The organism is Cytobacillus sp. FSL W8-0315, assembly GCF_038002905.1.
Lineage (GTDB): Bacteria > Bacillota > Bacilli > Bacillales > Cytobacillaceae > Cytobacillus > Cytobacillus pseudoceanisediminis.
In genome coordinates, this window is record NZ_JBBOOC010000001.1 from 2,574,812 (window position 1) to 2,588,346 (window position 13,535).

Annotated in this window: 16 protein-coding genes; 13 read left to right on the forward strand and 3 right to left on the reverse strand. The window is 41.3% G+C overall.

Annotated elements, in window-relative coordinates; all coding sequences use genetic code 11:
- Positions 1 to 21 precede the first annotated feature (21 nt).
- The 3 genes from MKY20_RS13235 to MKY20_RS13245 all read left to right on the forward strand — a co-directional run bounded on the left by MKY20_RS13235 (position 22) and on the right by MKY20_RS13245 (position 1,909).
- The gene (locus tag MKY20_RS13235) at positions 22 to 549 is read left to right on the forward strand and encodes a GNAT family N-acetyltransferase (RefSeq protein WP_251174975.1); all 528 of its coding nucleotides are present in this window, start codon (positions 22 to 24) and stop codon (positions 547 to 549) included.
- 216 nt (positions 550 to 765) lie between these two features.
- On the forward strand, positions 766 to 1,434 hold the full coding sequence (modB, locus tag MKY20_RS13240; RefSeq protein ID WP_009333585.1) for a molybdate ABC transporter permease subunit: 669 nt from the start codon (positions 766 to 768) through the stop codon (positions 1,432 to 1,434).
- Positions 1,435 to 1,774: 340 nt separating this feature from the next.
- Positions 1,775 to 1,909 (forward strand): hypothetical protein, encoded by a 135-nt coding sequence (locus MKY20_RS13245; RefSeq protein ID WP_019382515.1) that lies wholly within the window; start codon positions 1,775 to 1,777, stop codon positions 1,907 to 1,909.
- Positions 1,910 to 1,964: 55 nt separating this feature from the next.
- On the opposite strand, the gene MKY20_RS13250 is transcribed toward MKY20_RS13245, so the two are convergent.
- Positions 1,965 to 3,164: an iron-containing alcohol dehydrogenase gene (locus MKY20_RS13250; RefSeq protein ID WP_251174974.1), complete on the reverse strand. Its 1,200-nt coding sequence runs from the start codon at positions 3,162 to 3,164 to the stop codon at positions 1,965 to 1,967.
- A gap of 279 nt (positions 3,165 to 3,443) precedes the next feature.
- Here MKY20_RS13250 and MKY20_RS13255 point away from each other — a divergent pair, with 279 nt between their 5' ends.
- From MKY20_RS13255 to zupT, 8 genes are all read left to right on the forward strand, one after another.
- A complete protein-coding gene (locus MKY20_RS13255; protein ID WP_009333587.1) occupies positions 3,444 to 3,872 on the forward strand; it encodes a MarR family winged helix-turn-helix transcriptional regulator in 429 nt (142 codons plus the stop codon).
- Positions 3,873 to 3,959: 87 nt separating this feature from the next.
- Complete coding sequence (locus tag MKY20_RS13260) at positions 3,960 to 4,898, forward strand: ring-cleaving dioxygenase (RefSeq protein ID WP_019382518.1); 939 nt, start codon at positions 3,960 to 3,962, stop codon at positions 4,896 to 4,898.
- A gap of 20 nt (positions 4,899 to 4,918) precedes the next feature.
- Positions 4,919 to 5,521, forward strand: a complete 603-nt coding sequence (locus MKY20_RS13265) for an alpha/beta hydrolase (RefSeq protein ID WP_009333589.1) — start codon at positions 4,919 to 4,921, stop codon at positions 5,519 to 5,521.
- 111 nt (positions 5,522 to 5,632) lie between these two features.
- The gene (wrbA, locus tag MKY20_RS13270) at positions 5,633 to 6,244 is read left to right on the forward strand and encodes an NAD(P)H:quinone oxidoreductase (RefSeq protein ID WP_019382520.1); all 612 of its coding nucleotides are present in this window, start codon (positions 5,633 to 5,635) and stop codon (positions 6,242 to 6,244) included.
- 64 nt (positions 6,245 to 6,308) lie between these two features.
- Entirely contained in the window at positions 6,309 to 7,148 is an 840-nt protein-coding gene (locus MKY20_RS13275) for a pirin family protein (RefSeq protein WP_258752590.1), read from the forward strand.
- A gap of 119 nt (positions 7,149 to 7,267) precedes the next feature.
- Positions 7,268 to 7,687: a DUF1801 domain-containing protein gene (locus MKY20_RS13280; RefSeq protein ID WP_341001424.1), complete on the forward strand. Its 420-nt coding sequence runs from the start codon at positions 7,268 to 7,270 to the stop codon at positions 7,685 to 7,687.
- A 146-nt stretch (positions 7,688 to 7,833) separates the two neighbouring features.
- Positions 7,834 to 9,186, forward strand: coding sequence for a glycosyltransferase family 2 protein (locus MKY20_RS13285; protein WP_251174973.1), 1,353 nt, complete (start codon positions 7,834 to 7,836; stop codon positions 9,184 to 9,186).
- Between the two features lie 258 nt (positions 9,187 to 9,444).
- Complete coding sequence (zupT, locus tag MKY20_RS13290) at positions 9,445 to 10,254, forward strand: zinc transporter ZupT (protein WP_009333594.1); 810 nt, start codon at positions 9,445 to 9,447, stop codon at positions 10,252 to 10,254.
- 51 nt (positions 10,255 to 10,305) lie between these two features.
- On the opposite strand, the gene MKY20_RS13295 is transcribed toward zupT, so the two are convergent.
- Complete coding sequence (locus tag MKY20_RS13295) at positions 10,306 to 11,172, reverse strand: YitT family protein (protein WP_034296760.1); 867 nt, start codon at positions 11,170 to 11,172, stop codon at positions 10,306 to 10,308.
- Between the two features lie 150 nt (positions 11,173 to 11,322).
- On the opposite strand from MKY20_RS13295, the gene MKY20_RS13300 reads away from it, so the two are divergent.
- Positions 11,323 to 11,826: an NUDIX hydrolase gene (locus MKY20_RS13300; RefSeq protein ID WP_251267119.1), complete on the forward strand. Its 504-nt coding sequence runs from the start codon at positions 11,323 to 11,325 to the stop codon at positions 11,824 to 11,826.
- Positions 11,827 to 11,863: 37 nt separating this feature from the next.
- Here the strand turns inward: MKY20_RS13300 and MKY20_RS13305 are convergent, their stop codons facing one another.
- The gene (locus MKY20_RS13305) at positions 11,864 to 12,883 is read right to left on the reverse strand and encodes a DUF3231 family protein (RefSeq protein WP_009333597.1); all 1,020 of its coding nucleotides are present in this window, start codon (positions 12,881 to 12,883) and stop codon (positions 11,864 to 11,866) included.
- 116 nt (positions 12,884 to 12,999) lie between these two features.
- On the opposite strand from MKY20_RS13305, the gene MKY20_RS13310 reads away from it, so the two are divergent.
- Positions 13,000 to 13,533: a topology modulation protein gene (locus MKY20_RS13310; RefSeq protein WP_341001437.1), complete on the forward strand. Its 534-nt coding sequence runs from the start codon at positions 13,000 to 13,002 to the stop codon at positions 13,531 to 13,533.
- Positions 13,534 to 13,535: the final 2 nt, after the last annotated feature.

The window sequence follows — 13,535 nt, forward strand, 5'->3', positions numbered from 1 at the left end:
TTAAGAAACGGGTGAACGGGTATGGATATTTTCGAGGTTAAATCCATTGAAGGATATAAAAAAGAGCTGTCCAAACTATTAATTGAGGTGGTAAATGAGGGAGCGTCAATAGGGTTTCTGCCTCCGCTTGATCAAGCTAAGGCAGAGGAATATTGGGAGGATTTATTAAAAAACAATGATGTGGTTTTGTTTTTAGCTGTAATGGATGGAAAAGCTGCCGGAACAATCCAGCTCCATTTATGCCAGAAAGAAAATGGAAGCCATCGTGCGGAGATTGCAAAATTAATGACTGACCCCTCCATCCGCAGAAAGGGTTTGGGACGATTGCTATTAAAAGCGGCAGAAGATAAAGCGAAACAGGAGGGCCGAAGCCTGCTTGTACTTGATACAAGAGAAGGTGATGTTTCCAATATCCTTTATCAATCAGCAGGATATCTTAAAGCAGGCATCATACCAGGCTTCGCACAGTCTGAACAAGGCAATCTGGAGGCGACAGTGATTTATTATAAAAATCTAAACGTGACTTATGACACAAAAACTTCAAGTTAATAGAATGCTTCACTAAATTTTTCATTTATAATGATAAGGTATATTATATTTACAGATGTATTTCTATTTACAAAGGAGTTTATATGATTATTTTCAATCAGCTGGGAGTATTAAAAGAGAGTAAAAACCGGGATACGGAACAGCTTTTCTACGTATTTATGCAATCTGAACAAGGTATGTCTAAATGGAGCAATACGGTTTTTCTTACCTGCTGAAATGATTCAATCCGAATACTTTTGGTCACCGGTTAAACTCTCACTGGAAATTGCCTCTATATCGCTTCTCGCTGTTTTAGTGATAGGGGTTTTAGCTGCAAAACTGATGGCAAATCGGACGTTTAAAGGCCAGGCAATTATAGATACTTTGCTGCTTTTGCCATTGGTCCTTCCACCTTCCGTTGTAGGATTTCTGCTTATTGTGGTTTTTGGAAAGCAATCTTTCGTCGGACGAGGGATTGAATCGCTGTTTAACGGGCCAGTCATTTTTACGTGGTGGGCTGCTGTCATTGCCGCGGCCGTTGTAGCATTTCCACTGATGTATCAATCTGCCAGGGCTGGTTTTGAATCCATTGACAATGAGATTGAAGACGCCTCAAGAGTCGATGGTGCATCAGATTTAAAGGTTTTTCTGTATGTAACGATGCCGCTGGCTTCTAAAGCCATCATGACAGGAGCAATATTAAGCTTTGCCAGGGCAATAGGGGAATTCGGCGCCACATTAATGTTTGCAGGCAATATTCCCGGAAAGACACAAACACTTCCCACCGCGATCTACGTTGCTATGGATTCAGGGGATATGGAACTGGCTTGGATGTGGGTTTCAATTATATTACTTATTTCAACTTCCATGCTTGTGTTCATGAATTTTATTAAGAAACGTTTCTAGAAAGGCGGAATGCAGTCATGTGCAAACCGCCTTTTTTTGTGTGAGCAATTGGATTAATTCACATCAATAAGCGCCACTCGTTCATGAGTATTCTATCTGAAAAGCACTATTCCTAGTGATAAGCGCCATTGGCTGATGATGATTCAGTCCAAAAGGCATTATTCTCATTCATAAGCGTCATTGACTGCTGTTAATTCAGCCTGAAAGGGCGCTATTGGGAATAGATTAGCGCCATTCACACAAGCTGATTTTGCTTGAAAGGCAATATCTAATCATAAGAGAGCCATTCGTTCTTTATTGTTGAACCTTGAATCGTATAGCCAAGCTAAGGGAGAGAGAAATGCTTGCATACATATACGAAAGCATTATTATCACAGGGATAAGCCTGTTAACAGCCAATGTATTTTTTCAGAGCGAAGGTGCTCCTGGTGAGTGGCAGTTTATAAGAAGGTATATTGAAACTGGTATTTCTTAAATAAACTTTTAACAAATTGATTTTTAAATAAAGAAAGGCACAGGAATTTCCCTTTTTAATCTTTTATCAGCTGGTACAGTCTAAACATATCATCTCTGCTGAAGATTTTCGGAACAGGATACAGGGGATTGGCTTCCTTTAAGGCACGTTCAGCCATGATTGGAATGTCCCTGTCTTGAATTCCGCTTACTTTTGGCGGGATCCCCATTCTGCTGTTTAGGGATTTTATGCTAAGAATAAAATTTTTAGCATTTTCTTCAGCCGAATCTGACGCATTGCCGATACCTGCGGCCACTGCCAGCTCGGCCAAAGGGTCCCATACTGCCTCTCCATAATGCTCCAGGACATATGGAAGGATGACGGCATTTGCCAAACCGTGAGGGACCGAATAAAAACCTCCGAGTGTATGGGCAATAGCATGAACATTGCCAACATAGGCCCTGGTGAAAGCCAATCCTGCAAGATACGCAGCTTTCTGCATATTGGCTCTTGCCGTCAGGTTTTCGCCATTCTGGTATGTTTCATAAAGATTATCATAAATTAGGCGGACTGCATTTATGCTGAATTTTCTAGTCTCTGCTGTATTGCTTCTGCCAATGTAGGCTTCGATGGCATGGGTTAGTGCATCCATACCGGTTGCAGCTGTTATATGAGGAGGCATTTTTAATGTAATCAACGGGTCAAGAACTGCATAATGCGGGATTAAGTTCAAATCAATAATCGCATATTTCTCGTGTGAGCTGCTGTCAGTAATGACCGCTGCAACGGTGGCTTCACTTCCAGTACCTGCCGTGGTCGGGACTGCAAAAATGGGAGGGAGCTCTTTTCTAACCTTAAATTGGCCTTTCATTTGTGAAATGCTTTTCTCTGGCCTCATAACTCTTGCACCAACTCCTTTGGCACAATCCATCGGAGAACCCCCGCCAAAAGCAATAATCCCCTGGCAGTCATTCTTTTTATATACCTCAAGTGCTTCTTCTATATTCGTATTTGTAGGATTTGGAATGGTTTTATCATATATATAAAACTCAATGTTCTTTTTCTGTAAATTTGAAAGCAAACCATCCATTAGGCCAAGACCACTGATGCCGCTGTCAGTTACAATCAGAATTCTGCTGATCTCATTCTTCTTAATAACATCAGGAAGCTTGTCCAGGCTATTGGGACCTTCTAATAATTCCGGTTTCCGCCATGGCAGAAAAGGCGATGCCAGCTTGAAGGTTTTTTGAACCATTCGGCAGTATGTTTTATACATTCCCTCACCCCTAAACTTATCGGAAAATTCTAATATTATAAATCATATATACCTTTATGTTAAAGAAGAAGTCAATATGCTGAATGATGTAAAATAATCAGTGATTAAAAATGAGTTAAAACACTTGGCTAAATTAATTCAGCTTTCTTCCCTGCCTTTCTCGTTTTCAATGCGGAATGATGAAAGAGTTCAATCCGGATGATTGACACAATCATAAATGTATTTTATAATTATCTCGAAATCAAGATAAATTAATTCGAAGTATTGGCAGGTGATAATATGAAAAGGCCTTGCCCTAACCCGGCATTCCTGATTCTCATGCAGACATCCAAATCCATTCATGAATGCATAAAGGACAGTATCACCAATTATAGCCTTAGCATGACCGAGTTTTCAGTGCTGGAAGCTCTATACCACAATGATATGCAGACGATACACGAAATTGGAAAGAGGATATTAATTACGAGCGGCTCGATGACTTATGTAATTGATAAGCTTGTGGAAAAGGGATATGCCAAAAGAATCGCATGTCCGAATGACCGCCGGGCGATTCATATTGGTTTAACTGACAAAGGAAATAAGTTATTGGAAGAGATTATGCCGAAACACCAGCAAAAGGTGAATACTTTTTTTGAAGAACTGAATTCAGATGAGCTGGATGATTTAATAAATTTACTTGAAAAAGTTAAAAAGCGGACAGAGATTTAAATTAATATCTTGAATTAAAAATATTTGAATTGAAATGAGTTTTATTGGCTGAATTTAGGATACATTAAATAGGAAGAGGTGTTTACAGTGGGCAGAAAAACTAGCGGGATCCATCATATCACTGCCATCGTCGGCCATCCGCAGGATAATGTCGATTTTTATGCAGGTGTACTAGGTTTGAGAATGGTCAAGCAGACCGTAAATTTTGATGACCCCGGCACTTATCATCTGTACTTTGGCAATCAAGAAGGAAAGCCGGGGACAATCATTACTTTCTTTCCATGGGCAAATGCTTTCCAGGGAGTTATAGGGGATGGCCAGGTTGGGGTCACCTCCTATGCCATTCCCAAAGGTGCCCTTGGATTTTGGCAAGACAGATTTAAGAAATTTAATATTTCTTACACAAGGGAAAAAAGATTCGGAGAAGAATTGATAAAGCTTCTTGATCCACATGGCCTTGTATTAGAGTTGGTAGAAAGAGATGAGGGAGAAATAAATACATGGTCTTTTGGAGGCATCACTCCAGATGCTGCAATAAAGGGATTTGCTGGGGCGACTCTTTATTCATCCCAGCCTGAACAAACGGCAAACCTGCTTGAAAGGGTAATGGGCCTTGAACGTATTGGGGAAGAGGAAGAAATGATCCGGTTCCAATCCACTGCCCAAATCGGCAATGTCATAGACCTGAAAAAGGTTTCCGGCAAGCGCGGCCAGATGGGTGTCGGTACAGTCCATCATATCGCCTGGCGGGCAGAAGATGATGAGGATCAATTGGAGTGGCAGGAGTATGTGAGGTCAAATGGATATAGTGTGACGCCAGTCAGGGATCGGAATTATTTTAATGCCATTTATTTTCGGGAGCAAGGGGAAATTCTGTTTGAGATTGCAACCGACCCTCCTGGATTTGCGCATGACGAATCACCTGGGAAAATGGGAGAGAAGCTGATGCTTCCTGAACAATATGAGGATATGAGAAATCGCATCGAGCGGAAATTAATCCCAATTGAAGTTAGGGAACTGGATTAAAACGAAGAGGGGAAGATACTATGAAACATATTTTTCAACAAGGAAAAGATCCTTCTAAACCTGTATTATTGCTGCTTCACGGAACAGGAGGTACAGAAACTGACCTGCTTCCGCTTGCAGGGCATATTGATCCGGAGGCCTCTGTTCTAAGTGTGCGCGGAAATGTGCTGGAAAATGGTATGCCGAGATTTTTCCGCAGACTGGCAGAAGGTGTCTTTGATGAAGAGGATTTGATTTTTCGCACTAAAGAATTAAACGGATTTTTAGATGAAGCTGCACAGAAATACAAATTTAAGCGTGAAAACATAGTGGCAATTGGCTATTCCAATGGAGCTAATATTGCAGGAAGCTTATTATTCCATCATGAAAACTCCTTAAGAGCAGCGATTCTGCACCATCCGATGGTTCCAAGGCGTGGTGCTGAATTGCCTGATCTTAGCGGAACATCAGTATTTATCGCTGCAGGAACCAATGACCCGATTTGTCCCGCAGAAGAATCTACTGATTTACAGTCTTTATTGGAAAGTGCAGGAGCGAAAGTCGAGCTTCACTGGGAAAGTTTTGGACACCAATTAACCATGGGTGAGGTTCAAGCTGCAGCCCGCTGGTATAAACAAATATAAAATTAGTTAATGCAATGAATTAATAGGGAAGACTATGAAAGAATAGGCGGTGCTGATATGGGTATCCTATCAAGGTTATTTGGAAATTCAACTAAAAAGGAGACGATTAATATGGAAAATGTGAAATTGGCCGTAATTTTTTACAGCATGGGCGGAACAAACTATCAATTGTCTAAATGGGCGGAGGAAGGCGGCAAAGAAGCTGGTGCGGAAGTCAGGGTTTTTAAGGTTCCAGAATTGGCACCGCAATCTGCAATTGAAGGCAATCCTGTATGGAAAGCAACTGTCGAGGCAACAAAGGATGTGCCTGAAATCAAGCCGGACGATCTTGAATGGGCAGATGCCATTATATTCAGCGTGCCGACCCGTTTCGGCAATATGCCTTCCCAAATGAAGCAGTTCCTTGATACAACTGGCGGTCTTTGGGCGAAAGGAAAGCTTGCGAATAAGGCAGTAAGTGCAATGACATCAGCCCAAAATCCTCATGGGGGGCAGGAAGCAACAATTCTTTCCCTTTATACAACAATGTATCATTGGGGAGCGATTGTCGCTGCTCCTGGATATACAGATCCGGTTCTCTTCGGAGCAGGAGGCAATCCGTATGGAACTAGCGTAACAGTTGACCAGGATGGAAAAATGATTGAAGATGTGAAGGAAGCTGTTAAGCATCAGGCGAAAAGAACCGTCACAGTTGCCGGGTGGATAAAAAAAGGTAATCAGTAAACATAATAGATGGAGCAATTGTTATTCAATTGCTCCCTTTACATGTAAAGGGGAGAAATGGCGTATGGAGGAGATTACTAAGCGGGAAATTGCTTCAATCAGGAAAGTATATCTGCAGGAGCATAGCCCCATTCATGCAGCAGGCCCTGTGATAGAACCAGGGAATTGGGAGAAGTTTGACCCATTCCTTCTGATGATGGAGGATAAATTTCAAAAAGGTGCGTTTGACATCCATCCCCATCGCGGTATAGAAACCGTAACTTATGTTATTGAAGGGGCTATTGAACATTTCGATAGTCATTCCGGTGAAGGAGGCGTGTTAGGGCCAGGAGATGTTCAATGGATGACAGCAGGCAGCGGTGTCGTTCATAACGAAGTGCCATCAGAAGGAATAACTGCCCATTCGCTGCAGCTGTGGATCAATCTGCCCAGCGGGAAGAAAATGACAGCGCCTAGATATCAAAATCTTAAAGGCAGTGAAGTTCCTGTCAGAGAGGAAGATGGCGTTATTTTTAAAGTCTTCTCCGGATCCTCAAAGGGGGTTGTATCTCCTGCCTTAAATCATGTGCCTGTAACGATGGTTGAAGCTAACATGAAAAAAGGAGCGGAAGCCTCGCAAGATCTGCCTGGAAGCTACAAGGGCTTCATCTATATTATAGAAGGCAGCGGGGTTTTTGGAGAAAATGAAGCATATGCAGCAAAAGGCCAGGTTCTTGAATTGGGAGATGGCGGGGACGCTGGAAGCGAAATTTTCATCAAAGCCGAAGAGCCTTTGCGCTTTTTACTATATGCAGGCGAGCCAGTCAAAGAACAGGTTGTTGCCCGTGGACCGTTTGTTATGAACACGGAAGAAGAAATACGAACCGCATATAAGGAGTATATGGAAGGTACCTTTCTAAAATAAGAAGAGGGTGAGGAGCAATCATATGGTTGCTCTTTTTTTGCCGGGAGTATTGGTTTTCAGAAACATTACCTGTATTTTAGAGAAGTACTAATCAAATCCAAATAAGGAGTTGGCCTATAATGTATGAAGTTAAAACCAAAGAGAACGATAACAGTGTATTTGAATTCATAGAAAAAGTTGAGAGTCCTAAAAAGAGGGAGGATGCATATAGGCTGCTGGATATCTTTACAGAAACGACAGGCTATCAGGCAAAAATGTGGGGACCAAGCATCATTGGCTTTGGTTCGTATCATTATAAATATGCAACTGGTCATGAAGGGGATGCACCACTTGTTGGCTTTTCGCCAAGAAAGGCAAAAATTAGCCTTTATTTTGCACCCGGGGATAGAAAAAGAGATGAATTGCTTGAAAGGTTTGGGAAACATACCACCGGAAAAGCTTGTGTTTACATAAGTAAGATTGCAGATATCGATGTAGAAGTGCTAAAGGAATTAATTGTTCAATCAATTGATTTTTTAAGAGAGACTTACCCGGAGTAATAGGAAGTCCAGTATGTAAATACTCTCGGATCCATGAGGCAGAAACACTTATTCATCCGCCCGGAGATCTGGTGTTATTTACCAGGTTACTTGACTCTCAGAATGATATATTTTTTAATTAAGTATATCATTTTGAAGGTGAGCCTATGAAGCCAAGTCTAACACCCATCGAGCCGGCAGCAAGACACGGAAGAAAAAAATTATATGTCTCCATTAATAAAAAGTTTGTACTCAGCCACCTCTCTTCAGCAGTATGGCTGACTTTTTCTATATATCTATCGCTGCCATGGCTGAAGGACTTATCGGAAATTGTCACACTCCCGATCAGTATTCTTATTATTGGCGGTATTGCCTATTTACCTGGCTATATGAATGCCTTTCTGGTGATGAGCCTGCTTTTGGACAGGCAGCCTTCATTTAAAAATCCGGATCCTGATAAGGAAGTGACATTGCTGGTAGCTGCCTTCAATGAAGAGAATACAATCTTTCAGACGTTAAGCTATGTGGCAAGCCAGGATTATAAAGGCAAAATTAAAGCTATTGTCATAGACAATCGTTCTTCAGACAATACCTATTGTGAATTAGTAAGGGCTCAAAAAGAGCTTAACCTTGAAATCAAGGTTTTAAAGGAATCTAAGCCGGGAAAATTCCATGCGTTAAACAAAGGGCTGCAGCATGTGACAACAGAGTATGTTATCTCGCTTGATGCCGATACCCTGCTTCATCCTTCAGCGGTCCGCTTTTTAGTGGCACGCATGGAAAGCAGTCCTGAAGAAGTGTGTGCCGTAGCAGGCTCCATGCTTGTGCGCAATAGCCGTGAAAACCTATTGACTAAAATACAGGAGTGGGATTATTATCTGGGGATTGCTTCAATAAAGAGGCTGCAGGGGTTATATCAGGGAACACTGGTTGCTCAAGGGGCCTTCAGTTTGTACAAAACAAATTCCGTCCGCCAGGTAAATGGCTGGCCCGATGCCATTGGCGAAGATATTGTCTTGACATGGAGACTTCTTCAGAAAGAATGGAAAGTGTATTTTGAGCCGCTGGCTGCAGCATTTACGGATGTTCCTTCCAATCTATCACACTTTGCAAAGCAAAGGTCCAGGTGGGCAAGGGGAATGATTGAAGGCCTGAATGAAATTAAACCATGGAATCAGCCCCAAATTTACACAAAATACTTAACGGGCGTTAACCTTGTTATGCCATATCTGGACATGGTGTATACTTTCTTCTGGATCCCTGGATTAATACTGGCATTCTTCGGTTATTTCTGGATAGTTGGTCCAATGACCTTATTTGTCCTGCCGCTTACAATTCTAAGTTACGGTATCTTATATATGTATCAAAAGCATTATGTTTTTAAAAATCTTAATTTGAAAGTAAGAAAAAATATATTAGGTTTTTTTGCATTTATCCTTTTTTATCAAATGATTATGTCGCCCATATCTGTATGGGGATACTTTCAGGAACTTTTCAAGTTAAAGCGTGTCTGGGATTGATCTTCGCTGTGGCAAGCAGCGGAGGTTTTTTTGATTTTTTTAATGCACATTTTCCTCAATCATTCTTATAATATTGAAGAAAAAAGAATTGCGGAGTCATTTTTATTGCTTTTGGTTTGCGTTGGAGATAAAATGTTTACCAAAGTAAACTTTTTAAGTTAGGCGCATATACTTTTAGTAATCTAGGATATATATTTTTTTAACGCAAAAGTTGCCCCAGTGAAACTTTTTGGCAACAGTGAAAAAGGAGAGAGTGAAATGTCGCAGGAAGTATTATTTGCATTAGGTCTCACATTGTTTGCCGGCTTAGCGACAGGTATTGGCAGTTTAATGGCTTTTTTTACTTCTAGAACGAATACGAAGTTTTTATCATTGGCACTTGGATTTTCGGCAGGTGTAATGATTTATGTCTCCATGATTGAAATATTTGTAAAAGCAAAAGATGCACTTGTAGGAGCATTAGGTCAAGTAAACGGCAATTGGGCAACAGTTGGAGGTTTTTTTGGGGGGATAGTCCTTATTGCACTAATAGATCGGTTTATTCCTAAAAAGGATAACCCGCATGAAGTAAGAACAGTTGAAGAGATGAATGATGCAGGCAAGGTTGTCGAAGATCCGGCCCTCTTAAAAATGGGGACCTTTGCCGCTTTGGCGATTGCGATTCATAACTTCCCGGAAGGAATTGCAACTTTTACATCTGCACTTCAGGACCCATCGCTTGGAATCGCCATTGCGGCGGCTATCGCGATCCATAATATCCCAGAGGGGATTGCTGTCTCAGTTCCTGTCTATTATGCCACTGGGAGCAAGAAGAAGGCTTTTAAGCTCTCATTTTTATCAGGGCTCTCAGAGCCAATTGGCGCATTTGTCGCATACTTGATTTTAATGCCATATTTAAACGATGTAATGTTTGGAGTCATTTTTGCTGCAGTTGCCGGAATAATGGTGTTCATTTCTCTAGATGAATTATTGCCGGCTGCCAAGAAGTATGATGAAGCCCATACTTCCATTTATGGACTTGTGGCAGGAATGGCCGTCATGGCGCTCAGCTTGCTGCTGTTTTTATAACAAAGAAAGCAGTCTCCTATTGTGCAGGAGGCTGCTTTCTTCATTTCACAATTAATGAGCTGTGCCTTTGTCAAAGTTGCTGCCGCTGACATCGGCAATATTTTCTATAGCCACTAATGCATTCGGATCGATATCTTCCACAATCGAACGGAGCGTAGATAATTCAATCCGTGTTACAATGGTATAAATGATTTTTTTCGGCTCCCCGGTAAAAACACCCTGGCCCTGAATATAGGTCATCCCCCGCCCTAATTGCTTCATAAGCTCTGCAGAGATTTCTTCAGGCATATCGGAAATGATCGTAACCGACTTCAGCTCTTCCATACCTTCCACAACGATATCAATCATTTTATATGCAATATAATAGGTGATAATGGAGTACATGGCAGTTTCCCAGCTGAAAACGAGGAAGGCCGCAAGAATAAATATAAATACGTTGACAATCATGATGAATTGGCCGACAGACACTGGGCGCTTCTTGCTGACTAGGATGGCGATAATTTCTGAACCGTCCAAAGCTCCGCCAGTCCTGATCACAAGGCCGACCCCTGTACCGAGAATGACAGCTCCAATGACCGTCGCTAAAAATAAATCATTGGTTACCGGCTCAAAATGATGCAGATAAGCGGTACTGGCAGATAAAACAATAACACCGTATAACGTATGTATCGTAAATTTCATTCCTATTTTACGGAAGCCAATATAGAGAAATGGCAGATTTAAAACAATCAGGAATATACTCATGGTTAACCCGGTCAGTTCAGCAGCGATAATGGAAAGACCGATAACCCCGCCATCGAGAATATTATTGGGAACAAGGAAAAACTCAAGTCCTGCCGCTGCAATCACCGCACCTAGCGTAATCATGATGAGCTGCCTTATCTCTTTTATTATCCGTTTTTTCTTTGTCATTGCCAATATGATCAAGCCCTTCTTTTTTAAATACTTTCATATTATAGCACTTATATAGAAAAATCTTTAAGCAGGAACCACTTAGCTGCAAAAAAGGAAATAATACGGGAAGCGTTGAATGTAATTAATTGGATTAAAAAAAAGCGAGGTAAATATATGACTGCTGCTAACGTGGATTGGGGCGGAGCAAGGATAAAATTAACCTGGAAGGAGGCAGCCTATCTTCCGGAGAGAGAATTTATTACGAGCGCTCATGGGTTTTGCTTTTTAGAGGGAAAGGTTTTATTAGTGAATTTGCAGAACCGGGGGTGGGATATTCCCGGCGGCCACATAGAAAAGGGTGAAAGCCCGAAGCAATGTTTTAAGAGAGAAGCCATGGAAGAAGGCTATGCCGAAGGGCAGTGCACACAATTGGGATATATTATCGTAGACCATAGCGAGAATCTGCAGTGGACTGAAAGCAGCGTATATCCCAAAATAGGCTATCAGGTTTTTTATCATATGGAAATAGAAAGAATGTATGACTTTGAAGCCCGGTATGAGTCATCAGAAAGGAAGCTGGTCGATCCTCTGCAAATAACTGAGTTTTGCAAGGGATGGCATGAAACACTTGCTGAGGCTTTAAACTCAGCAATGAAAAGGAGCTCCTCCATTTTATGAACCAAAACGAAATAGAGCATGACTGCTCCTTTTTCCATTATGATCCGTTTTTATTCTGGGCCAATTTTTTTCGGTCTTTTGTGCCGGGCGGCTTTTCCATCCAATGATGTTTAATCATAATGTCTGCTCCCGTTTTGGCATATTTGGCAATCTCAATGGACAAGCGTTCATAATTCATGGCCAGGTCGCTGCGCTGGCTGGCAGCTGCTGCCGTAGCATAATTTCCGGTTCCTGCTGCACTTATTAAACTCATATGGAACATGATCAGCTTATCTGAAAAAGTCTGTGTAACCGAATTGCTGACACTGACATCAGGCAGACGGGGTGTTGGAATATCATTTTGCAGCAGAATATCTGAGAAGATTTTAATATGTTTGTTGGCTATTTCTGCACCTCTAAGCATAAAATCTGAGACCTCTTTTGTCGATGAGGTCTGAGCAAAACTGAGGCTTAAGTTTACCCCCATGGCATTGGTCATGACATTCATATACAAATGAGATATTTCTATTGCATTTAACGGCCTTTTATTCGCCAAAGGATTCAGCCCGCTTAAATAATTTTTGCTATCTATATATTCAGTCACATCCGGAGTTTCAATATAAGGGTGCCTTGCAAGCAGGCCTTTGCTGAGGGCAATCCGGGTTGATTTATTATATAAAACGGAAGTTTCATGAAGCCCATTTGTAAAGTATTCACACATGTCTTCCCTTGAACTCATGGAAAGAAAGCCGCCATAAGAAATAAGACCTGTCCGAGCCATATGGTTAATATACGTTAAACAGAACATATCGGAAAAGAGCCATGGGGCAGACATAATGACGTCGTTATCAGAAAAACCATTAGGCACCGGCATCTCATTCTGCTGAAAAAACTTGACAAGTTTTTTTAAATGGGTGGTGGTCAAATTATATGCGTATTGGACCACTCCCTTAATTTCTTTGTCATCGAGATCTTTAAGCATAAACCCTAAAATGCACTTAGCCATGCTGTCATTCATATAGGAAGTCCACAAAGATGCAATTTCAGCGGCTGTGAGACGTGTCTTATTCTTTTGCATTGGATTGCCTCCATTATACGATTATTGACTATGGTTGATATTTTTTCCTTTAAAGTGGTTCTTATTCTTTTTCCGTATTAAGTCATCAATCAGCATTTTGAAAGGGGCCTGATTATTTGAGAAGAATTATGGTGATTGGGATTTCAGCGGGCGCAGGAAAATCAACCTTTGCCAGAAAGTTGGGAGAAAAAACAGGCATTGAGGTACATCATCTGGATGCTGTGTTCTGGAAGCCCGGCTGGGTGGAAAGCAGACTTTCGGAATTTTCGGATGCCCAGCGTGAACTTGTGAAAAAACAGCAGTGGATTATTGAAGGCAATTACAGCAATACTTTTGAAAACAGGGCAGCTGCTTGTGATACAGTCATATATCTGGAACTTCCCCTGTATCTCTGCCTATACAGGGTATTAAAGAGGTGGCTGACCAATCTTGGTAAAACACGTCCGGATATGGCAGCCGGGTGCAAGGAGAAAATGGACTGGAAATTTATTAAATTCATACTGACAACATACAGAACCCGCAAAAAGAAAATGGCTGAACGGCTTGACAGATTTGCAGCAGAAGGTAAAAAAGTCATTGTACTGAAAAATAAACCGGATATTGATTCATTCATAGAAGATTTTGATGTTAAGACTAACAATGCTTCATAGAA